The sequence below is a fragment of the Nostoc sp. FACHB-152 genome (assembly GCF_014697475.1).
Lineage (GTDB): Bacteria > Cyanobacteriota > Cyanobacteriia > Cyanobacteriales > Nostocaceae > Nostoc_B.
Map to the genome: position 1 here is coordinate 210,857 of NZ_JACJRV010000001.1, position 22,118 is coordinate 232,974.

Here is a 22,118-nt window from a genome sequence, read left to right on the forward strand (position 1 = left end):
TTTGTATCAATTGATTTGGGCGGATTTTTACAATTCCACCTGTAAATATTAATTAGAGGTTTGTAATGTACAGCAGAAATACGGATAATAGTATACTCGTGCAACAAAAAACACAGTTGTAGATATTTTAATATTTGTATTTTTGTCTTGGCATATTAGTTAGTAAAAAAGCTATTAATAGCAAAACACAGTAAAATTCAATAAAAGATAAAAGAGGTAATTAACCAATGAATATCTTTGTCACATCTGAAGATGAGCAACTTAATAAATTACGGATTGAATTAGGAAAATATACAAGCACTCCCGAAGTGAATAGCAACACTTTGAAACTAATAGAAGAAAATACGCATCGCCCTACAGACATAAATCAAAAAACAACTATAGAAGATGAGCAACTTTGTTGCCGAACTTTCAGGGATCGCTCAATGGCAGAAGGATGTAGTCATTATGAAGATTACATTTATACTGAATTGATTGAAAAATGATGTCATAGCTAGTATAGCTAAGGAGATGTCAATTTACTAAGTATTGTTACAGCAACTTTTTATTAACCAAATTTCTCTATTTGTGCTAACAACTTTGTTTTATCAGACTGAAAAATTTAGCTTGCCTCTGAATAACAAAGATAAAGTTCATAAAATAGAGTAAATCAAAGATTTTGCCAAATTAGCTTTTTGAAAAAACTACAGATAAACACAGAAAAACAACTGTGTTTATCTGGTTTGTTAGGTTGCGCTACGCTTGTTCTAACCTACTTATCTATGCCATCTTAGGCAGCAATTTTTTCTTCCAAAGGTTTAAACGTCTTTTTAGTAGCACCGCAAATAGGACATTGCCAATCATCGGGAATATCTTCAAATGGTGTACCAGGGGCAATTCCGGAATCGGGATCGCCAGCAACGGGATCGTAAATCATGCTGCATTGTCTGCAAATCCATTTCCGAGTTTGAGGATCATCACTAGCAACTTTGGTGGCGGCTTGTCCACCGTTTAATACTTCTAAAGCTTCAGTGTAGCGATCGGCGTGGTAGTTTTCGATAAATTTGAGCAAACCAAAACGGTGTGCTGCTTCCCGAAATGTATTAGCGTGTTCACCAGATTCTTGTGCTTGCTTGAGAAACTCTGCTGCGGCTGGGTTATCGCGCTCGCTTTGTGCTGCTTCTGCAAATTCAGGATACATTGTAGTGTATTCGTAAGTCTCACCTTCAATTGCCAAAGATAAGCAGCGAGAGACAATTGCCCGCTTTTGTTCCTCAGTTAAAGCGGCAGGATTTTCTACTACAAGTTCTGGATGCAGCAACTCAAAATGAGCAAAAGCGTGTTCAGTTTCTTGTTCTGCGGTTTCACGAAAAAGTTTTGCTAAGTCAGAAAATCCTAATTTACTAGCAACCTTAGCGAAAAATAAATACTTGCGGTTAGCCATCGATTCACCACCGAAGGCTGCTTCTAAATTTTTGAGAGTAGTAATGTTAGATAAATCCATAATTTCTGGATGCCTGTCCACTGAGATTTACTAGTAAAAAAAATAGACTCTAAATCAGGTTAATGAGCCAATTTTGTATAATATAAAACGTTTTATACAATTTTTTCCGCCCATATGTCTTTACTTGATTTATTTGTCTTTCCAGGAGAATTAATCAAATTAAAAATGAGTAATTGTTTATATCTCATCCAGCTTTGAGATTATCTAGATAATTGTGAAATACTTGTTAGTTTTTGTTAGAAGATCAGATGCGTTTTCACTGCTGGGTATCTGGGTAAATAAAATATCTTTCACGGTTGGCTCTAGAGGGACGGTAACGCCACTAATATTACCTTTTTTATCAGTTAAGAAAGATATAAGTTGTGGTTGATCATCCAAATCATCTGCAATAAAAATATCATAGTGGTAGTGTTCTAATTTATATACAGTTGAATTATAAATTGCTGTTAAATGGTTATCATTAATTAAAATTGATAAGACCCCATAGGCTGGATGCTCAAAATCACCTGTGTAATCCTCTAGTGGATGAGAAGGCTGAGTTCCATTTTTACGGGCATCGATGATTGACAATGCGGCTTTTGCTTTCTCTTCTTTGGCTTGAGCATATCTTTCCTTCATTCGTTCATTCCAAGGTGATTCGTCTAGACCGAGCAAGCGATCGCATACGTAATAAGTTACAGTATGTATCACTGGATTTTGCTTTAAATTAGTTAAAACTACTATGCCAATATTGTCTTGAGGTAGCAAAGTTGTCCTCGACGTAAATCCATCAATATTACCGCCATGCTGAATTAAATTATGACCTCTGTAAACACTAATAAACCATCCCAAACCATAAAAATAATGAAAAATATCATTAAATTGCAGTCGTTGTGAAGTCCCAAATTGTGGAGAGTGCATCTCTTCCAAATGAAATGGTGAGATAATTTGTTTGTCGCCATATTTACCCTGATTAAGATGAAGTAAAAGCCAGTTAGCCATATCAGCAACATTGGAATTTATCGAACCTGCTGCGCTAGAGACATCAATATTACAAAAGGGTATTTTGTCTACTTTGTCATCTTTTTCTTGATAAGGAAATGCAAAATCATCAGTTTTCGGGAATTCCGCAAGAGAGAAATTACTGGCTCTCATTTCTAAAGGGTTAAAAATCTCCTGTTGTACAAATTCTTCCCAGCTACTCCCTGCAATTTCACCAACTAAGTAACCAGCAACCATGTACATCAAATTCTGATACTGAAAAACAGTACGCAATTCGTGAGTGGGTTCGAGATATCTTAAGCGGTTCAATATCTCTTTAAGAGTGAAGGGACTTTTGAACCACATACGATCATGACGGGGTAAGCCAGAGCGATGAGTTACCAGGTCACGAGGCGTGATGTGGTCAGTTGCATAGGAGTCATAAAGCTTCAAAGCGGGCAGATAATTTCTGACAGGTTTATCCCAATCTAATAAGCCACGTTCTACCAGGATACTCATCGCCATTGTGGTAAAGGGTTTGGTGCCAGAAGCAATAGCAAAGAGGGTTTGTGGTGTAACCATTAAATTTTGTTCGACATCTCGCAATCCAAAGCCTTCACAAAAAATTATTTCATTATCTTTAACGATTGCGATCGCCAGCCCAGGTACTTTCCACTGTTGCATCGTCTTGTTAATAAATTCACTTAGACCTTGCATAGTAAATGTTTATACCTCAGTATAAAAACAGTCCCCGCTTTTTTCGTTCTCCCGTTTTTCACAAAATAGGCTGTTTAGTAGAGATGATTAGCTGTTAGCCTACAACATCTAGGTTAAATTTATCGCTTACAAAGATTCAGGAACGATAGACACACCATTTCTCAGATTCAGCAGCCCTGTAACGACAACTTCTTCTTGTGGCTGTAATCCTTCGAGAACTTGATAATTGTTACGTTTGATGTCACCTACCCTTACCCGCCTTTGTTCAGCTACTAATTGCTCTACGCCTTGGGGAGTGGTTTGTTTTTTCGCCACATAAACATAAGTTTCACCAGCTATCCGCGCTACTGCTGTGGTAGGAATTAAAACCCCTGAACGCTGATTCCAAATTACCCTCGCCCTGACTAATTGATCAGTTCGTAGCAGCCCTTGGGAATTATTAAACAATGCTTTAATTACAATTGAGCGTGTGTCAATACTGGCATTTGGCGCAATGAAAAATACTCGACTCATACCCAGTACCTGCCCTTGAGCATTCATAATCTCTACAGGCATTCCCTTGCGTAATTGTGACGCTTTTTCTAGAGGTACAGATATATTGACTTCTAAAGGTTTGTTTTGTGAGATGGTAACTAATGGTGAAGAAGGATTTACAAAATCACCAACTTTTACAGGAATGTTGCCGACTGTGCCATTCAAGGGAGCAGTAATTTTGTCATACTGTTGGACTGGTGGTTGTCTATTATTGGTATCAGCTTGCAACAAAGCTCTTTCAGCTTGCATAATGCTGGCTTTTTGGGCTTCAATTCGAGAATTGAGTGCCGCCAGATTTGCCCTAGCTGTAGTCAGCCTAGTAGCGGATAAATCCTTAGTTTGTCGAGATACTGCTCCTTGGTCTGCTAAATTGGCATATTTTTCGTAGTCTTGCTGATTTACCTGCAAGTCAGCAACTTTGGAGAAGCGTTCTGCTTCTAAGGCTCGGAGTGTAGTACGGGCATTTTCTAACTGTACTGCAACCATTTGTGTAGCAGCATTATTACCAATAAGCGCCGTTTGTGGCATTGGGTTGATTTGGATAATTGGTGTTCCTGTAGCGACAGTATCTCCTGGCTTGACAAATATCTGGGTGACTTGACCTTGAATGGTCGGCTGGAGATTTATAGAACGTCGAGATTCTAAACTAGCAATAAAATCTGTACTTTCTTCTACTGTGCCTATTTGTACAGGTGCAATTTTGACTCTTACTCCTGGTGGTTGAGAACTAACAGATGGTGCTTGTTTTATCGGACTAAGTAAACGCCAAACTATGGCAGTTCCACCCCCCAATATGAGTATTAAAGCTAACAATAATCTTAACCACCGCCGTTTTTGTGGAGGTAGTTCATAGGATTTTTCGGAAAGTTCGTTTCCAAAATCAGTTTGAGGCTCAGGGGATGTCATGGCTTACAACTCATCTAAAAACAACAATAAAACTTCATTAAGTTTGGGGCTGTTGAGATGCAATTACCTGATATTGGTTGAGGAGCAAGGCCAAATTGTATATTAACTCGTCCAAATATACTGCTTTTAGAGATGATGGCTAATCTACCAAAAGGTCAATGAGAAAAATTTAGATATAGGTAAGTTTTTTAACTGTCTTGTCAGTTATTGCTTACAGTATTCCAGTGTTGATAGACTCAGGTATTTTAAAATATTTATCGAGAAATAAATATTAAAATTTTAGGGATTTAAGGTGATAAAAGTTACCCGATTTTAAAATGTTGTTTTAATAGCTTTTAGTCTTGAGATTTTTTCTTGAAGATTTATTGTGGCGCATGATAAAAATCACATTTTTATCTCAACAAAGGTAGAGACAGCCTATTTATTTAAATAGACTTAACTAAAATTTGCATTTATTTAAAACGAGCGCGGCAGGGTTCGAACCTGCGGCCGATTGCTTAGAAGGCAATTGCTCTATCCACTGAGCTACGCGCCCAACATAAAATTATGGCTCTGTTAAGAGTCACCTAAACAATTATATCGTTTTCTGAACTCAGAAGCAATCAAAAATTGCAGATCTGCTATGGGCAAGGCTAAGATGCTAGTCGCTAGTTAGTCAATTTCAGCTAACTAATGCAGCATAAGAGCGATTGATTAGCTATATTGTGTGGTCAAGGGTAAGCTATTTGCGTGTTGGTGTATGTATCGTTGGGATAATTTACACTAAGGTGGCTAAAAAGCGATCGCGCTTTTTAACCTCTATTACACCTAAGTAATCGCACTCTTGGCGATACTACCAAATCCGATTATAGATCGCATATCCACAAAGCCCCTGTGAGGAGTTATTTGCTAGTGCCATGTTTATTCTCAAACGGCAGGATGTTGAAATATCAAGCATTCAGCACCCAAAAAGGGATCAGCAGGTGCCGATCCTCCATTATCAGGGGCAAACCTTCCGGTTGATTAGTGTATTCAAAGCTAATCAAGAAGAAGAAGCGCGCTCCTTGTGGAGAGATTTAACTGATAACCGAGGCAAAGCTTGTGTCTTGTTGGAGGAACCAGAGCGGTTTAGCGTTTGGGGGAAAATCCGATTAGAACAGCTAGAAGGTGATACTGGTGGGCATGGTAAGACAGTAATACTTATCCAAGCCAGTATTTTGCTACTACAAGCAGTTCACATGGATATTGAAGAGTTTTTAGGCTCTCGCCAACTAACATTATTTGAAAAAGATCTTGGGGAAGTTTTGCGGCAGCAGAAGTTTCCTGAATTTTCCCCTGAGTCAGTTAAACACCTAGTAACGATAGATCCCTTAGAAGGAACTAAACTTCCGGCTTGGCAAGAAAATCATGTCACTACTTTCTTGCAAGAACTATACAAGCTAGGGAAAACCTATTTTGGTAATGCCAACTTTGCCAACAAAGTAGCAGGTAGGTTACAGGATATGGCAGACGGCGAGCGATCGCTATTTATCTCTTGGCTAAACCAATCTTCACTCAATAAATTGTGGCAATAGCCTCAAAAAGTATGAATTATGAAGTCTAAAGTCTGAAAACCCTGCTCTGACTCTATTCTTCACACTTCATACTAGCCTCCGGCAAGCCACCTCAAAGCTGTCTACACACTTCAGACTTCCAGCGTGCATATACATAATAAATTCCTATGAGTAGCTCATACAAAAATTCTTTGCCTTCTAAATCGCTGTTTACTAATCGCAACATCATCTTGGCAGCTATTGGCTGGGGTGTGATGGCGCTATTATATTTTTTGCTATTTAGTGCTAAAATTCCAGGAGCCAACGGCGTAGAAAGTCGTGCCGAATGGTATGTGATTGGCACAAATATTTTTGAAGCCTTAGCTTACTTGGGTGCTGGTATTTTATGCTTAAGGAATTGGCGTAGCCCCCAAATTGTTAGTAGTCGCAATGTTTGGCTGGCAATTGCCATAGGTATGCTTTCTTATTTCCTAGGAGGGATATTTTTTGGCTATACAGAAATAGTTTTAAAAGAAGAACCTGATGTATCGATTGGCGATGTATTTTTTGTATTGACTTATATTTCTCTTGGCGTAGGCATGATTTTAGCGGTGGCTTCAAGACGCATTAATTTAGAAAAATGGCAATGGCTGATTGTATTGGCGATAGGAGTGTTTGGCAGTTTGGTCGCATGGTGGATTTCTATGCAGCAAACAACACCCACAGAAATGCTAGCCGCAATTTTGAATTGGTTTTATGTAGTTAGTGATGTAGTGCTGTTGATTATTGCTACTACATTGCTGTTAGCTTTTTGGGGAGGACGGGTAGCTCAATCTTGGCGAATGATTGCAGCGGCCGCGTTTTCGCTTTACATTGCAGATATGTGGTTTAAATTCGCTCAAGGGCCTAACTATCAAAGTGGAGACATATTAGAAGTGTTTTGGGTGTTTAGTGGAGTGCTATTTGGACTGGGCGCTGTTCTAGAACATGACGCTTCATTAAGTCGGACTCGGCGCGAGCGTGGACGTAAACGAGCTTAGATTTGGTGTCTACCGTGAGAAAACTAACAGATTCAGATAAACAAGAAATTCTTAAGTTATATCGAGAAACTGCTGAAACAACCTCGACTTTAGCAGAGCGTTATGACGTGAGCAACTCGACAATTAGCCGCTTGCTCAAAAGCACCTTACCAGAAGATGAGTACGAATACCTCGTTTCTTTGAAACGGGCAGCACGGACTCCTGAAGGTAGGGCGCAGGTAAACTATGACCAGTTGCCTTTGTTGATTCCTAAGGAGCCGGAATTAGAACCTCTTAAGAGCGAAAGCAAACCTATCGAGTTGCCTAGGCTGAGGACACAGGAGCCAGTAATGGAGGCGCAGCCAGAACCGGAGCCTGAACTAGAAGAGGATACGGAAGAATCATCGGGTATTAGAAGAGTACGGCGGCGTTCTTCGGCACCAGTAGAAAAACCAAAGCCAAGAATCATCAAAAAATCGGATGCTCCTAAAGAAGAGCCACCGGAGATTCCTAGCATTCCTAGCCCAATATTGGATGAAGAACGTCCAAAAGTGGCCGTCTTTGCAGAAATGCTAGGCGAGGAAATATTAGACGAGTCTGAAGATTTAGATGATTTAGATGACGATCTAGATGATGATGATTTAGATGATGAAGATTACGAAGAAGACGATGATGATCTAGATGAGCCAAGACCTTTAGTTACAAGACGTAGGTTAGGTGAAGCACCAGTTCAAGTTTTACCCTTGTCGGCTGCTAATTTACCGAGAACTTGTTACTTGGTAATCGACCGTTCCGCAGAGCTAATTACCCGACCACTTAGGGATTTTGGTGATTTGGGGCAAATTCCCAGCCTGGAAACCCAGCAAAGAACCCTGCCAATATTTGATAATCATCGGGTAGCTAAACGCTTTTCAACAAAGCGCGATCGCGTGATTAAGGTTCCTGATAGTAGAATGCTGCAAAAGGCTCGGACTCATCTCCAAGCTAAGGGTATTACTCGACTGTTAATTGATGGTCAGGTTTACTCTTTGTCTTCGCTTTAAGAAAAAGGCAATAGGCAATAGGCAATAGGCAATGAACACTATTCACCTGTTACCTGTTACCTGTTACCTTTTTAATTGTGAGTATACACAGCTATGGCAAAACGTCTAGCTAGATTAATAATGTCTTGTTTACGGGCGATGGAGTTAACCCACTGTTGCGGAATACCTTCTACACCGTAATAAATTCCGGCTAACCCACCTGTGACAGCCGCAGTTGTGCTTGTATGTTCGCCCAAGTTCACCGCCTTTAACACTGTTTCTGCATAGGATGAGCTATTTAATAAACACCATAACGATGCTTCTAGGGTGTCAATGACATAGCCGCCAGATTTAATCTCTTCAATTGGTAGACTGGCAATGTCACCACTAAATACCCTGGCAAAATGGGGCATTTCGCTCTGAAATTGTGCGTCAGAATAAATTGTTTGGATTTTTTGTAAGCCTTGTAAATAAGCTGTGGGTAGGTCAACACCTTGCAGTAGTTCAATAGCGATACTAGTATAAATGCCACAGGCAATTTGCGATCGCAGATGAGCATGAGTAATACAAGACACTTGATGCACCCGCGAAATTAATTCTGGAAAGTCTAAGGTTTTGTGACAATAAGCCATCGGCAAAATTCGCATCAACGAACCATTGCCATTACTCATTTCGCTAGTTCCCCCAGCTTCTAAAGATGGAACTCCTTGATTAAGACGCATAATAGCTGCATGAGTACTTTGCCCAATACCAAATATTTCTCCTCTGGGAGTCCAGTAAGCTTGCTTATACCAACGCCAAAAAGACAAAGCTATAGCATCTAAGGAATATTCTCTACAAAGACTTTCTGCCAAGCAAAACGTCAACGAACTGTCATCTGACCAAGTTCCTGGCGGCTGATGCCATGTGCCATAACCTAGCATCTTCGTGACTGGGGACTTCATTCGTTCAGCGCGGCTAGTAAACTCCACTGGCACACCCAAAGCATCACCGACACATACACCCATCAAACCAGACAATGTTTGTGTAGCGGTTAGCATTTTTCTATCTCCACGAAAATTGCCAAAAATGAACGCCAAAGTCTGATACAGCAGGGAACAGGGTTAAAATATTTAGGTACATAGCTTTTTTTGAAAATTTGTACCTCATTTATCTGTAATCTGCTGTATTTGAGAACTAAACTTTTATAAATTAACTTTATATATTTCTGCTATAGCTTATTGCTATTGCTGTTACAGCCACTAAGAATAATTAACTTTAATTAGCAGTTGTGTATGCTGTATAAAATTAGCTTTTAAATTTAGAATGTGCCAGTTTCACAAGTGCATACTGAACAAAAATATTCCCGAATTCTTTAAGAAGTCGGGAATATGAGCAAACACGATTTTTTCAAATCAAATCTGTTAATTTTATGCACCAATCAGCATAAAAATTTAATAGCATAAAAAATTTAATGGAACCTTTTTACACAAGTTTCGACCTAGTAATTAACAGCAAAAAACACAAATTTTTCCAAAATTATGAAGCGTTTACTTCAGTCTTTCGTGACAATTTCTGCATTGTCCTCTTTAGTTATAGCTCCTCTTGCTCTTAATGCTGGTCAAGCTGCTGCGGAACAGAAAAAAGGTACTGATGCTAGTTATATTGGTGCTGGTGTTGCAGCAAATGTCACTAATGGCGGACTCAACAATGATGCTGCTAACTTGGGTGGTAATATTACTGGCCGGGTGAAATTGGGAAATCTTCCTGTTTCCGCGCGCGGTAATGTTTTATGGAATGATGATACAACTAGCATTATCCCAGAAGTTTCTGTAGACGTGCCAATTGCTAATAAAACTAATGCCTTTGTGACTGGTGGATATTCTTTTGTAGAGAAAAATGGCGCACCTAGTCCTTTAGGAAATAGAGATTCTGTAGTTGTGGGTGCTGGTGTAGAATCAGAGGTTGCTAATAACTTCCTTGTTTACACTAACGCCAAAGTTGGATTGCGTGCTTATCAAGATAGTCCTGCTTCTGCTGTTACTATTAATGGCGGAATTGGTTATCGGTTTAAGTAAGTGTCATTAGTCATTAGTCAATTGTCATTTGTAATTAAAAATTAGCAAGGACGACAATAACGAGAGTTTTTATAACTCAATTAGGATTGCTATATGTGTTGAATAATCTGAAGAGATAGACAAGTAGACATAAATTACTCAGTTCAAGTTAAAGCACATATAGATCAGGACGTTGTTTTTCTCTTGCTTTTTGGCTTCTAGTTTTAAACTAAAAATTCATACTTAAGTCGGTTGGTGGAATTACAGCCCAATATTGTGCATAACCCTGTTGAACTTTAAACGCTGATGAAGCATCGGATTTTTCGGTTAAAAGTCAACAAAAACCAATAAATTTTGAGTTGATTTACACCGCCTACTTATATATGCTATATGCTGGTTTTGTTATGTGTGACACCACCGACAAAGCCGGCTTTTTGCCGTGTTACAATTGTCATATTCATCAGATTTCCGACCGAATTACCGGGAAACACTCAGCCGAAAACATGGCTTGGCTCTGATAGCTGCTTTATTGAGAATACTATACAACTCTAATGGTTAAATCTGCTCCTCCCCCACTCACCGCTCGTAAGCCCTCGAAAGTAGAAGGCCTCAAAGAAAATAGTAATTTTTTGCGTGAACCTGTAGCAACGCAGATCCTTGAGGATACTACTCACTTTAGTGAAGATGCGACTCAAATCCTCAAGTTTCATGGCTCCTACCAGCAGGATAACCGCGATAATCGCGTTAAGGGACAGGAGAAAGATTACCAATTCATGCTGCGGACAAAAAATCCTGGTGGACTTGTACCGCCGCAACTATATCTGGCTTTAGATAAGCTGGCTGATGAATATGGAAACCACACCTTACGCGCAACTACTCGTCAAGGTTTCCAGTTGCATGGGATTTTAAAGAAGAATCTCAAGGCGGCGATCGCTACTATTATTAAAAATCTGGGTTCTACTTTGGGTGCTTGTGGTGACATCAACCGCAACGTTATGGCCCCCCCAGTTCCTTTCAAGAATCGCCCTGAGTATGGGTATGCTTGGGAATATGCCGAGAAAATTGCTGACTTACTCTCACCCCAAACTGGTGCTTATTACGAAATTTGGCTAGATGGGGAAAAAGCCATCAGTGCGGAAGAAGACCCAGAGGTGAAGGCGGCACGTCAACGCAACGGCAATGGCACAATTGTTCATGATAGTGAAGAACCGCTTTATGGTACTCACTATATGCCGCGCAAATTCAAAGTTAGCGTGACAGTGCCAGGGGATAATTCCATTGATTTGTATTCCCAAGACTTGACTTTGGTAGTAATTACCAACCCTGGAGGCGAACTGGAAGGTTTTGATGTCTTTGCAGGTGGCGGTTTAGGCAGAACCCACAATAAAGAAGAAACCTTTGCGAGGTTAGCAGACCCCATTTGCTATGTAGACAAGGCAGATGTTTACGACATAGTTAAAGCCATTGTGGCGACTCAAAGAGATTATGGCGATCGCACCGACCGCCGTCACGCTCGATTAAAATATTTAATCAATGATTGGGGTGTAGATAAATTCCGCGCCAAAGTCGAGGAATATTTTGGTAAACCAGTCGCCCCCTTCAAGCAGTTGCCAGAATTTAAATATGAAGACTTTCTGGGTTGGCAAGAACAAGGCGATGGCAAGTTATTTTTAGGTATCTCCATCGACAATGGACGGGTAAAAGATGAAGGTTCCTTGCAACTCAAAACTGCTTTGCGGGAAATTGTCGAGAAATTTAACTTAACTATTCGCCTGACACCCCACCAAAATCTGATTCTCTGCGACATTGACCCAGAAAATAAACCAGCCATTCAAGAAATTCTTGACCGTTGCGGTGTTGTTTCTGACCCTGGCAAAATCGAACCTTTATTCCGCTATGCAATGGCTTGTCCAGCTTTGCCTACCTGCGGCTTGGCTATTACCGAGTCAGAACGGGCAATACCAGGAATTTTAGAACGCGTCCGGGCGTTGTTGGATAAACTGGGTTTACAAGATGAACATTTTGTGGTAAGAATGACAGGCTGCCCTAATGGTTGCGCTCGTCCTTACATGGCAGAATTGGGTTTTGTGGGTAGTGCGCCGGAATCTTATCAAGTTTGGTTAGGTGGTTCACCACATCAAACCAGATTAGCGCAACCAATTGTCGAAAAATTGCACCACAACGATATAGAAAGCTTCTTAGAGCCGATTTTTGTTTACTTTAAGAAATCACGGCAACTTGAAGAAAGCTTTGGTGATTTTTGCGATCGCGTTGGCTTAGATGCTATACGTGAATTTGCGGCACAATATCAACCCGAAACTGTCCCAGTCACAACAGAAGAAACTCCAACCCAAGTAGCCGCAACCAAGAAAAAAGCTGCACCTAGCCGTTCTCGTTCTCGGATTAGCCTTTATGACGAGGTTTATAACAAACTCAAAGAAACCGCCACCAGTGAAGGTAAATCAATGACAGAGATCGTCAACGAAGCATTAAAAGCTTACTTGCAGATAGATTAAGGCTGGAATCACAAAGAATATCGTAAAAATAACAAGCTGTACCTTAAATGCGGTGCAGCTTTCTCATTACTTGCAATTTTACCTGTTTTAGGGACAATACGGTTCGGTTAAAGGGGAAAGGCGAAGGGGGAAAGGAGAAGAAAAAACCTTTAACCCTTACCCTTTAACCTTTTCCCCAAACCAATTTCTAGTTCAAAATGCTTATCCGAACCGTATTGGTTTTAGGGAATGAAACAGCCCTGGCCTTAAAAAGAGGGCTAGGGGCGAGCGAATCCTATGCAGCCTCATAAAAAATTGGAATTACGTAGTGATTAAAAGTATTATTTTTACAGATATAGGAATCATATTTGATTTGGGAAAAAAATCAGTACGCTCAGACAAGACTTATTTTCTACTCCCTACTCCCCATTCCCTATTTACACAAGTAAATTCCCAAATCAAACCGGATTCTTATAATTGTCCATTAATCAGCTAAATAATCATTTTTGATTAATATAAATTTTTGACAAAATATAGGCAAATCTTCAATAATTTGATAATATCAGAAAACCGTAGTTTGATTCACAGCATAGGTCTGTAAAACTATCTTGGCATCTACAATACTTAATAACTATCAACTTGCTTATTCAACTCAGGGCTTCTTAGTTGTTTTTTTATTGACTCCTCAGCATAGCATCTATCTCAATTGACGCTTCAAGTATTCAATTCGGAGACAGATATGAAAAAGTTAATTCCGTTGCTCATCAGTGGTATTTTGGTAGTTGGTGCTTTTGGTTGTCAAGAAAGTCATAAAGATGCTGATAAAGCTCCTCAAAATCCCAGTGTAGTTTCACCACTACCAGTAAAACCAGCTTCTCAGACAACTCCAATTACAGATAAAATCGAAAAAGCAGCAGCAACAAAAAATACTACTGCAACTACAAAATCTGAAGGTGCATTAAAAACTGAAGTGGTTAAAAAGCTTAAACAAAGCCTACCAAATAATAAATTAGAGGTAGAAGCTAAAGCAGACCAGATATTAATTAAAGGTACAGCCACCTCACAAGCCGAATTACAAAAAGCAGAAAAATTAGCTAAAGAGGTTGAAGGGGTTACAAGCGTGAAAACAGAAGCTAAAGTGCAACCACCGAATAAAATTTAAACCTACAACTAAGCTTTGTTTCCACATTTGAATTATTAATCTTTTAGGACTTCAATTTTAGGAAGTCCTATTTTTTATTTGTGTCGGCTGTTGTCAATACTGAGAAAATATATAGGAATCTGGCTTGATTACTGAAATACTTGTGTAGCGAGGCAATAGGCAATAGGCAATAGGGAACAGGAAAGAAGGGATAAAGGTATACTGAGTTTTTTTCCCAAATCAAATATGAATCCTATATAGGAATCTGGCTTGATTCCTGAACTACTCGTAGAGAGAGGGAACAGGGAATAAAAGTGTACTGAGTTTTTTTAGAAATTAACTATGATTTCTATAGTTTACAACTTATTAAATAAAATTATAAATTTTGTGGTTTCTAATATCTATACCTGACTGCTATGGCAATCCGTGTAGGAGATTCAAACAAATGTATTGCCTATTGCCTATTGCCTGCCTCCGTAAGTAGTTTGTAAATCAAATAGGATTGCTATATATGTATACATAAACCTGATAAAGTAAAAAAGTATTGCTGTAAGAAACTACTTTGTGTTTAACAGACATAATTGCTGTACTTTGAGCTATCACAACATTATTGTTGATATTTGAAGTAGTTTTGTACATAAGTTTAAATGTGAGGGTATTGTGAATATTACAGCTAATTTAAACTACTTATCTAAATTCAGAAGCATAATTAAATATACTCAGATTGCGATTCCTGCTTTTAGCCTCACTTTAGCAGCAATTATGCCTAGTGTATCTGCTGAGACTGTTATGCAAAAAGTTGCTCGTACAGGAATACTCACTGCTGGTACTAGTAAAGATGCACTGCCTTTTGCCTATACCGATAACCAAGGTAATTTAACTGGTTATTCTGTAGATATGTTAATTGTAATCAAACAACAGTTAGAGAAACAATTAGGCAAAAAAATTCAATTAAAATTAGTCGGCTTGACTCCAGCACAGAGGATTCCGAAAATAGTTAACCGCGAAGTTGATATTGTTTGCGATGCTAGTAGTTTTACATGGGAACGAGATAAACAAGTTGATTTTTCTGTTAGCTATGGTGTGACTGGTACGCAATTATTGGTGAAATCAGGAAGTAATATTGGTTCTGCTGAAACTTTGGTTGGTAAACGAATTGGTGTGCTGGCACAAACTACAAACGAACTCGCAATTAAACGGGCGCAACCTCAAGCTAAATTGGTGTATTTGAAAAATCGTGCAGAAGGATACGCTGCTTTAGAACAAGGCAAAATAGACGCTTTTGCATCTGATAGCATTTTGTTGGAAGGATGGTTGCAAAAGGCTAAAAATCCTGATAGTTTTGCGATCGCACCAGATCGTCCTTATTCACGAGAAGGTATTGCTTGCATGGTTCCAGAAAATAATTCTAAATTTCTGGATACGGTAAATTATTCGCTGGTCAAGTTTATGCAAGGCTTTGTCAACGGCGAAAAACAATATGTATCGATTTTTGACCGTTGGTTTGGGCCACAAGGCGCGGTTTTTCTCAATCGAGATTTACGCGATTTAACTGTGGAAACGATGCAATTGGTTATAGAATTTCGTGAGGAAATTCCGAAAAGAGATCTTTAATAAAGCCCCTTCTCCTGCGGAGACGCTACGCGAACGGGGCGGGTGTGGGGTGTAGGGAATTGAGAGAAAACTTTTGTTCTGGGTCTGAAGCGCAGTTTAACTTGATTTTTTCTTAGTCCATGCACGTAGACTTTTCTTCTTCCCACTCCCCACTCCCAATTCCCCACTCCCCACTATTCAATGTGTGCTAGAACTTGCGCTTTACTCAATTCATGTACTAAACGATGTGCTTGGTGCTTGTAGAGAGGATATTGTAGGGTGGCTGGTAGTTGATTCATTAAAGTTCTAGCTAGATGCATATCACAACCAGTCACCCGTGAAATCACTGCTGCGCCTTCAAATGCGGCTTCTGGTGAGTTAACTCTTTTTATTCGCACTAGCAATTGACCTGGAGTGATGAGTCCCCGTTCTACTCGTTGCAGTCCTTCGATGGTGGCTAATACCACTAAGCGATCGCCTACAACTAGTTTGATATCATCAGAAGGCATCAATTTAGATGTGTATTGATTAACCTTCATGTGTAAAATTGGTACTACTCCATAGCCATAGGCAACATCAGCAAGTAATTTTCCATTTAGATTATCGTCAGCTGCAATTTGATATTCGGTAACTAGCGTAGTTTGGTTATCCAAGCGAAACAAATTCAAGATATTTTCTCCAAATGCAGCCCCCGCAAATGCTTCGGCGGCTAAGGCATAAACCCCTAAAACTCTGGCATAAGGTAATAGTCGTGCTACATTTTCACTGAACCGGGGGTCAAAGGTACGAATTACCAAATTGGCTTGAGGGTTAACAGTCTTTGCTTTCAAGGCAATTTCTAAATTTGCCACTTCATCATCAGTAAGCACAATGACGCTTTTTGCGCTTTGAAGATTGACTTTAGTTAAAGCGTTGTTGATGTTTCCTACAACTAAAGGCATTTGGGGTAATATTCCTGGTTCTAAGTCTTTAGTATGCACGCCTACCAAAGGTTGTCTCAGTTCTTGCAATAGCTGTGCAACTCTTAGACCTACTCTACCTATACCAATTAACACTACATGATCTAATTTCGGTACAGGAGGACGACCTTTAGAAAACTGGAATCTAGTCGATAACAGGCGTTCTGTCATCACAGCATAAATAATGCCGACAAAAATAGTCCCGGCTACACTCATACTGATACTAAATAAATACAGCCACCAAGGAACTGGATAAGATTTTTCTTGTAGTGTAAAAGATATTTCTTCTTGTCCAAATAAATCACCGTAGCCGCCGAGACTCAAAACTAAGGCAACATTAAAAGCATTTTGCCAAGCGATTTGGGGATACTGTAATTTGTACAGCAGTGTGCCACAGAGAAACAAACTTACAATCACAATACCAGCCGCAAAGGCCACACGCCTTGTTTGGCTACTTTCTGCCCAAAACTGAGTTAACTTCTGGCTGAGATTTTGCCATGTCATCTTTGCAAAGATATTAAGCCAGCTTTGCCTACTGTTGTTAACATACCTTGTTTGTCGAGCAACTAAATTTTCATTGACATCAATATAGACAACTGTATCGCCAGGAAGGACTTGAGCATCCGGTTGCCATTGATAAAAACCTTTGAGTAGATGTTGGCTGGCTCTAGTATGGATAAGTACTCGTCGCTGAGAACTGTTGATTTCAGACAAAGGACAATTACACCAACGATGACAACTATCAATTGATAGGCTAATTACTCGCAATAAGCGGTTTTCTAAAGTAAAAAACCCTCTAGTTTCACTACTTAATGCGGCGAGGGCAAAGCTGTTAGCTGGTAACTGGGTAGCTTCAAAGGCAACAAAATTGCCTAAATTTTCCGCTAGTAATTCATTAAGATTATCTTGGGCGGAACGAATTACTAAGCGAACATTTGGATTGAGCGATCGCGCCGCAAATGCTACAGCTATATTCACACGCTCATCACTTGTTACAATCAAAATTGCCCGACACTGTTTAATTCCTGCCTGTTCTAATATTTTAGGTTGGCGACAATCACCAATCACTAGTTCGTCTATCAAATCAGGTAATTCAGGAATTTCCCAATTTTGAATTTTTACCTCCTCAATTGCATTTACCTTAACTCCAAATTCCTTTAACGCAGATACACAATATTGACCTAAACTACCCAGTCCACAAACTAAGAACAAGTTCGGATCTATTGTTGTATTTTGTGTCATATTTTGATAATAGTCAGACGATTGTAATTGTCTTTACCTTTGTTCTGATTGTGAAAGCTGGATGATTTGCTGTGAGCCATGTATTAAGCGATCACAATTGCTTTATTGTATTTCACAAGATCCCCGACTTCTTAAATAAGTCGGGGATCTGAGCCTCTCGAATTATCCTAAACCAAATAATTTAGAAATTACAGGTACTAATTCTCAGACATCCTTTTTGCGATCGCATTTTTGTAAATAGCCATCAACTCTTTGTAATTGCCTGCTGAACTGTATTTCGATTCATAAACCAACCGGGTATTTTTCCCCATAGCTTCTAAAATTTCAGGGTGATTAATTGCCCAGTTGATTTTATCAGCAAAATCTTGAGTATTTCCCAATTCAAAATGTAAACCCGTCACCTTATCTTCAACTATTTCCTTCATACTTCCTAATTTGGAAACTACTACAGGTAAACCCGCAGCAAATGCCTCTGCTATTGTTGAAGGAAATCCTTCATACCAAATTGAAGGAAACAATAAAAGTTTGGCATTCCTCATTAATTTCATGACTGTTGATTCATCTTTAAAGCCTAAAAATTCAATCAAATTATCATAGCCAGCTTGCTTGACTTTTTGTTCCAAAGCTTGACGCAACGGCCCATCACCAACAATTTTTAGAGGCATAGACATTTTATGTTGGATATAAGTATCAATCAGAAAAAAAATTCCTTTTTCTTCTGATAATCTGCCAACAAACAACAAATATTCTTGACCCTGATTATCTAACCCTAAAGTGTTAAGAGGAAAAACAAAGTGTGGTTTAATGTGAATTTTTTCTGCTGGTAGCCCTGCCTGAATCATTTTCTGTTTTTGAAATTGACTCAAAGCAATATAAGCATCCACTTTTTTGTGCCAAGTACCCCGCAATTTATGCAAAGTAGTCATTGTAGCTACAACTAAGCTTTGCAGACGAGAATTACGATAGCAACCATGTACAACACCAGGTAACGGAATTAATTTACCAATGCAATCTTCACAAACTTTGCCATCTCGAAGCGGTATTGCTTTGGGACAAGCAAGGCGATAATTATGCAGAGTTTGCACAACAGGTACGCCCGCACGATAACAAGCATCATATACAGATGGAGAAAATAGGGGAAAAAAGTTATGTACGTGGACAATATCAGGGCGAAAGCGGTCAATTTCTGCTTGGACTCTTTTCTTGGCTGCAAAAGAATATATAGCACCGCCAGCTGCAACTAATGTATCCCAAATATTGCCTATTCTATGATTATCTTCTTCCAAAAGAACTACATTATGCCCATTTGCTTCTAAAAGCCTTTTTTCTGCTTGGACTACCCTGTCTTCACCACCTGCAAGTCGGTAGCGATTATGCAAAATTAACAGCTTCATGCTTATGTCTATAACTGGTAGATGATATAGATAGTCTACAGAGTAGGTAATCACAATTAAGCAAAGCAAAAGCAGATGGCAATAAATTATTTATTGCTGATTACCCACATCTTGATAGCATTGAGACATAAAAGAACCTTTAAGTTCCCAACTAAAAATATCTCTTACCCTTTTTTGCCCAGCTTGACCCATACGTAATCTTAAATCCGCATCTTTCGCTAAACATATCATTGCTTGGGCAATATTATTTACTACTTTCTCAGGTGTACTTGCCGGAATTTTAAAGCCAGTTTCTTCTGTCACCTGAACTGCTGGGCCTCCTACATTCAAGCAAATTACTGGAATACCTGCTGCCATTGCTTCTAAACAGACTAATCCTCCAGAATCATGTAAGCTGGGGTGAATTAGTGTGTAGCATTCAGCTATTTTAGTTAAAGTTTCATTACGAGATAAATTACCCCAAAATTTTACTTGTTTCCTAATACCTAATTCTTGGGTAATATTTTCTAGATTTTGTTTTTCGCATCCTTCGCCAATAATCCAATACTCAGAATTAGGTAGCTTTGCTTGGGCAAATGCTGCTAATCCTAGATGGAATCCTTTCCAAGATATCAGTCTACCTACACTAATAAATCTAACTGGGGATAGATTAGATTTAATGTCCTTGCTCAGGCTAACGAATTCTTCTTGAGATATGCCCAACTGAGAATATAATTGTACATTTTTGGCTCCTAATTGGCGTAACCTACAAGCAGTCTCCTCTGTAGTTGCCCAAGCTAAAACACTCCTTTTTGCAGCCAAGCGAACAGAAGGATCGTACTCTCCTATTGAGCGAGCTATGCTGCGAAAAAACTCATAAACTTTGCCATATAAACTTAAGCTTTGCCAAAAGTTTGAGGGAATTAACTCCCCACCTCCCACAGGCCCCCAGATAAAAGGAATGGGTAATAAACAAAGAAAGCAAGGACTAGTATATTTAACATAAGTTACATGATGTAAAATATCAAATTTAATTTTTTTATGCAGCGAACAACTAACAAAATAGGCTTTTATTTGCCAAAGATAATAATGAATATAAACCCATTTTTGAGTATGTTTTCCTTGGTGGTTCCAATTTATTTGGAAATCGAAAGGGTCTAAATAAATGAAGTTAAGTTGAGATTGAGGGTTACGTGCTAATTCGGTTTCAATAGCTGGGCGATGACAGTGAGATGTCAAAACCCAAACATGATGATATTTACTCACTTCTCTCACAACATTCCAGCCTACTCCTGGTTCAGAACCTTGACCTGGTTCACAGGCGTAGGCAGAAATTAGAATTTTCATACGATTTAATTTAGTAGCTTTTAAAAATAAAATAATGTGTTCATAAAAGCTATTATTCTTGAAACATTTTCGCCAAGTTCTACAACAGCTATACTGATAAAAATATTACAGCTAATAATGAAGCTTTAAGCTGTAATATTTGGGAAAAAGTTATAGATTGATGATTCAAGAAGGTTGTTTAATCGCCAGTCGTGTGAATAAATACACCAGAGATACTATTACGATTAGATAACAACTGCCTAGTCGCCAACCAAATAAAAGCTGGAATTGTTGTTGTATAACGCCGCCAAAGCCTACGCGGCTCTTGCATCCAACGGTAAAACCATTCTAGCCCTAAGTCACGTACTAGACGGGGTGCGCGTTTCTGTATTCCGGCATAGACAGGGAAAACCCCACCCACTCCTACCATGACTGCCTGAATTTTACCTTTATGTTTAATCATCCACTTCTCTTGTTTTGGACACCCTAGAGATACCCAGACTATACCAGCACCACTAGAGTTGATTTCGTTAATTAAAGGTTTGTCTTCAATTTCTCTAAGTGGGCAGAAGGGTAAGGGTTCCATTCCCGCTATTTTTAATTTCGGAAATTCCTGTTTTAATTTTGTGTGTATTTTGTCAAGAATTTCTTTCTTTGAACCGACAAAGAAAACACTAATATTATGTGTTTGTGCGTGTTGACATACCTCAAGAAAAATATCCATTCCGGCCACACGATCTTGACAACGTACCCCCATGTGGCGCATCATCCACACCAACGGCATACCATCAGGAGTAACTATATCTGAATTTTGGAGTCTGTTTGCAAATTCGGGATTCCAGTGAGCCTCCATGAGCATATGTACATTTGCTACACATACTGTTTTACTTTGTCGAGACATCCCCCATTTGAGTATTGTTTGTATCTGATCCTCAAAACGTAAGGCTGTAATAGGGAAATCAAGCACTCTTTGAGTGGGCAGAAACACCTTTCCTACCATAGCTTACTCCTTGTATCCAAGATAGGCAGTGACAGATTATTTCTGGCACTCTCAATCTTTGAATGAAACAATTATCTGAATATTAACTTTGATTTAAGGTTAGATCATTTTTACTTAAAAACACATGGTTATAAAATACTTTGTTCAGTAATTTTACTATTTACTTATTGTACTTGAACCATTAAAACTGGCTCTTAGCTTACTAGCTTAACAAACTTTATTTAAATATTAATGCTTAACTTTATAATTCCCTTATAATATTTAGTGATTTGTTTACACTAGCATTACATTTATACTTAGCTGATTTTATGTAGTTGTATATGTTACATAAGTAAATATAATACAGCGTTTCTCAGTTTTGTGCAGTACATATTTCAAGGGTAGAGAGGTTAGAGGCTAGGGGCTAGAGGCTAGAAAAATGCTGTATGTAATCCAATAAGATTTCCAAACTTATTCATCCAGAGGTTTTAGTAGATTCACTATGTAGCAACTGTCTAGATGAAATGAGAATCAGAAACAAAAAAGAGGGAAGAATTGTTTTTCTTCCCTCTTTTTCTCATTGTTATTGTTATTTGAACTGTTGTTTTCTTTTAATCGCTGCCGCAGCATTTGTCTTTGTTTTTTGAGTTGCCGCTTTCTGGCCGAACCACCTTTGCCTTTATCGTTTCTCCCTTCTCGGCGGGGAGATTCCCATCTTTTTAAACGCATAATTGAGATTTACCTTTGTGTCAATCAATTTGTCAGCTAGATATGCTTATTTTTGATTACTTATTCAATATTAGCTCATTTTTCTATCTTGCG

At 38.9% G+C, this 22,118-nt stretch carries 17 protein-coding genes and 1 tRNA gene; 8 read left to right on the plus strand and 10 right to left on the minus strand.

The features are described 5' to 3' along the window. The first annotated feature begins 227 nt into the window (after positions 1–227). Positions 228–485 carry a hypothetical protein gene (locus H6G76_RS00860; RefSeq protein ID WP_190694304.1) on the plus strand — a complete coding sequence of 86 codons (258 nt, stop codon included), beginning with the start codon at positions 228–230 and terminating at the stop codon, positions 483–485. A 284-nt stretch (positions 486–769) separates the two neighbouring features. Here H6G76_RS00860 and H6G76_RS00865 read toward each other — a convergent pair whose 3' ends face one another. The 4 genes from H6G76_RS00865 to H6G76_RS00880 form a co-directional block, all read right to left on the minus strand. Then, positions 770–1,483, minus strand: coding sequence for a rubrerythrin family protein (locus tag H6G76_RS00865; protein WP_190694306.1), 714 nt, complete (start codon positions 1,481–1,483; stop codon positions 770–772). Between the two features lie 204 nt (positions 1,484–1,687). Next, positions 1,688–3,160 carry a serine hydrolase gene (locus H6G76_RS00870; protein WP_190694308.1) on the minus strand — a complete coding sequence of 491 codons (1,473 nt, stop codon included), beginning with the start codon at positions 3,158–3,160 and terminating at the stop codon, positions 1,688–1,690. A gap of 126 nt (positions 3,161–3,286) precedes the next feature. Next, complete coding sequence (locus tag H6G76_RS00875; RefSeq protein WP_190694310.1) at positions 3,287–4,600, minus strand: efflux RND transporter periplasmic adaptor subunit; 1,314 nt, start codon at positions 4,598–4,600, stop codon at positions 3,287–3,289. A gap of 462 nt (positions 4,601–5,062) precedes the next feature. Then, positions 5,063–5,135: transfer RNA gene (locus H6G76_RS00880), tRNA-Arg, on the minus strand. A gap of 361 nt (positions 5,136–5,496) precedes the next feature. Between H6G76_RS00880 and H6G76_RS00885 the strand changes: the two genes are divergently transcribed. The 3 genes from H6G76_RS00885 (at position 5,497) to H6G76_RS00895 (ending at position 8,173) form a co-directional block, all read left to right on the plus strand. Beyond that, a complete protein-coding gene (locus H6G76_RS00885; protein ID WP_190694311.1) occupies positions 5,497–6,153 on the plus strand; it encodes an Npun_F0813 family protein in 657 nt (218 codons plus the stop codon). A gap of 146 nt (positions 6,154–6,299) precedes the next feature. Next, positions 6,300–7,151, plus strand: a complete 852-nt coding sequence (locus H6G76_RS00890; RefSeq protein WP_190694313.1) for a hypothetical protein — start codon at positions 6,300–6,302, stop codon at positions 7,149–7,151. A 14-nt stretch (positions 7,152–7,165) separates the two neighbouring features. Beyond that, on the plus strand, positions 7,166–8,173 hold the full coding sequence (locus H6G76_RS00895) for a transposase (protein ID WP_190694315.1): 1,008 nt from the start codon (positions 7,166–7,168) through the stop codon (positions 8,171–8,173). A 71-nt stretch (positions 8,174–8,244) separates the two neighbouring features. On the opposite strand, the gene H6G76_RS00900 is transcribed toward H6G76_RS00895, so the two are convergent. Then, complete coding sequence (locus H6G76_RS00900) at positions 8,245–9,192, minus strand: ADP-ribosylglycohydrolase family protein (RefSeq protein WP_190694317.1); 948 nt, start codon at positions 9,190–9,192, stop codon at positions 8,245–8,247. 480 nt (positions 9,193–9,672) lie between these two features. On the opposite strand from H6G76_RS00900, the gene H6G76_RS00905 reads away from it, so the two are divergent. The 4 genes from H6G76_RS00905 (at position 9,673) to H6G76_RS00920 (ending at position 15,438) form a co-directional block, all read left to right on the plus strand. Next, on the plus strand, positions 9,673–10,209 hold the full coding sequence (locus H6G76_RS00905; RefSeq protein ID WP_190694319.1) for an outer membrane beta-barrel protein: 537 nt from the start codon (positions 9,673–9,675) through the stop codon (positions 10,207–10,209). 530 nt (positions 10,210–10,739) lie between these two features. Next, the gene (gene sir, locus H6G76_RS00910) at positions 10,740–12,704 is read left to right on the plus strand and encodes a sulfite reductase, ferredoxin dependent (protein ID WP_190694321.1); all 1,965 of its coding nucleotides are present in this window, start codon (positions 10,740–10,742) and stop codon (positions 12,702–12,704) included. 718 nt (positions 12,705–13,422) lie between these two features. Beyond that, on the plus strand, positions 13,423–13,845 hold the full coding sequence (locus H6G76_RS00915; RefSeq protein ID WP_190694323.1) for a BON domain-containing protein: 423 nt from the start codon (positions 13,423–13,425) through the stop codon (positions 13,843–13,845). Between the two features lie 741 nt (positions 13,846–14,586). Then, positions 14,587–15,438 (plus strand): amino acid ABC transporter substrate-binding protein, encoded by an 852-nt coding sequence (locus tag H6G76_RS00920; RefSeq protein WP_190694324.1) that lies wholly within the window; start codon positions 14,587–14,589, stop codon positions 15,436–15,438. A 173-nt stretch (positions 15,439–15,611) separates the two neighbouring features. Here the strand turns inward: H6G76_RS00920 and H6G76_RS00925 are convergent, their stop codons facing one another. The 5 genes from H6G76_RS00925 to H6G76_RS00945 all read right to left on the minus strand — a co-directional run bounded on the left by H6G76_RS00925 (position 15,612) and on the right by H6G76_RS00945 (position 22,025). Next, a complete protein-coding gene (locus H6G76_RS00925; RefSeq protein WP_190694326.1) occupies positions 15,612–17,618 on the minus strand; it encodes a TrkA family potassium uptake protein in 2,007 nt (668 codons plus the stop codon). A gap of 197 nt (positions 17,619–17,815) precedes the next feature. Continuing rightward, a complete protein-coding gene (locus H6G76_RS00930) occupies positions 17,816–19,012 on the minus strand; it encodes a glycosyltransferase family 4 protein (RefSeq protein ID WP_190694328.1) in 1,197 nt (398 codons plus the stop codon). 90 nt (positions 19,013–19,102) lie between these two features. After that, entirely contained in the window at positions 19,103–20,338 is a 1,236-nt protein-coding gene (locus H6G76_RS00935; protein ID WP_190694329.1) for a glycosyltransferase family 4 protein, read from the minus strand. Positions 20,339–20,516: 178 nt separating this feature from the next. Beyond that, positions 20,517–21,317 (minus strand): WecB/TagA/CpsF family glycosyltransferase, encoded by an 801-nt coding sequence (locus H6G76_RS00940; RefSeq protein ID WP_190694331.1) that lies wholly within the window; start codon positions 21,315–21,317, stop codon positions 20,517–20,519. A 510-nt stretch (positions 21,318–21,827) separates the two neighbouring features. After that, entirely contained in the window at positions 21,828–22,025 is a 198-nt protein-coding gene (locus H6G76_RS00945; RefSeq protein ID WP_190694333.1) for a hypothetical protein, read from the minus strand. Between the last annotated feature and the right edge of the window lie 93 nt (positions 22,026–22,118).

Coding starts and splice junctions, on each gene's coding strand:
- H6G76_RS00930 (WP_190694328.1), bottom strand. CDS start 19,012: ATGAAGCTGTTAATTTTGCATAATCGCTACCGACTTGCAGGTGGTGAA.
- H6G76_RS00870 (WP_190694308.1), bottom strand. CDS start 3,160: ATGCAAGGTCTAAGTGAATTTATTAACAAGACGATGCAACAGTGGAAA.
- H6G76_RS00905 (WP_190694319.1), top strand. CDS start 9,673: ATGAAGCGTTTACTTCAGTCTTTCGTGACAATTTCTGCATTGTCCTCT.
- H6G76_RS00860 (WP_190694304.1), top strand. CDS start 228: ATGAATATCTTTGTCACATCTGAAGATGAGCAACTTAATAAATTACGG.
- H6G76_RS00865 (WP_190694306.1), bottom strand. CDS start 1,483: ATGGATTTATCTAACATTACTACTCTCAAAAATTTAGAAGCAGCCTTC.
- H6G76_RS00875 (WP_190694310.1), bottom strand. CDS start 4,600: ATGACATCCCCTGAGCCTCAAACTGATTTTGGAAACGAACTTTCCGAA.
- H6G76_RS00925 (WP_190694326.1), bottom strand. CDS start 17,618: ATGACACAAAATACAACAATAGATCCGAACTTGTTCTTAGTTTGTGGA.
- H6G76_RS00915 (WP_190694323.1), top strand. CDS start 13,423: ATGAAAAAGTTAATTCCGTTGCTCATCAGTGGTATTTTGGTAGTTGGT.
- H6G76_RS00920 (WP_190694324.1), top strand. CDS start 14,587: ATGCCTAGTGTATCTGCTGAGACTGTTATGCAAAAAGTTGCTCGTACA.
- H6G76_RS00885 (WP_190694311.1), top strand. CDS start 5,497: ATGTTTATTCTCAAACGGCAGGATGTTGAAATATCAAGCATTCAGCAC.
- H6G76_RS00945 (WP_190694333.1), bottom strand. CDS start 22,025: ATGCGTTTAAAAAGATGGGAATCTCCCCGCCGAGAAGGGAGAAACGAT.
- H6G76_RS00890 (WP_190694313.1), top strand. CDS start 6,300: ATGAGTAGCTCATACAAAAATTCTTTGCCTTCTAAATCGCTGTTTACT.
- H6G76_RS00935 (WP_190694329.1), bottom strand. CDS start 20,338: ATGAAAATTCTAATTTCTGCCTACGCCTGTGAACCAGGTCAAGGTTCT.
- H6G76_RS00900 (WP_190694317.1), bottom strand. CDS start 9,192: ATGCTAACCGCTACACAAACATTGTCTGGTTTGATGGGTGTATGTGTC.
- H6G76_RS00940 (WP_190694331.1), bottom strand. CDS start 21,317: ATGGTAGGAAAGGTGTTTCTGCCCACTCAAAGAGTGCTTGATTTCCCT.
- sir (WP_190694321.1), top strand. CDS start 10,740: ATGGTTAAATCTGCTCCTCCCCCACTCACCGCTCGTAAGCCCTCGAAA.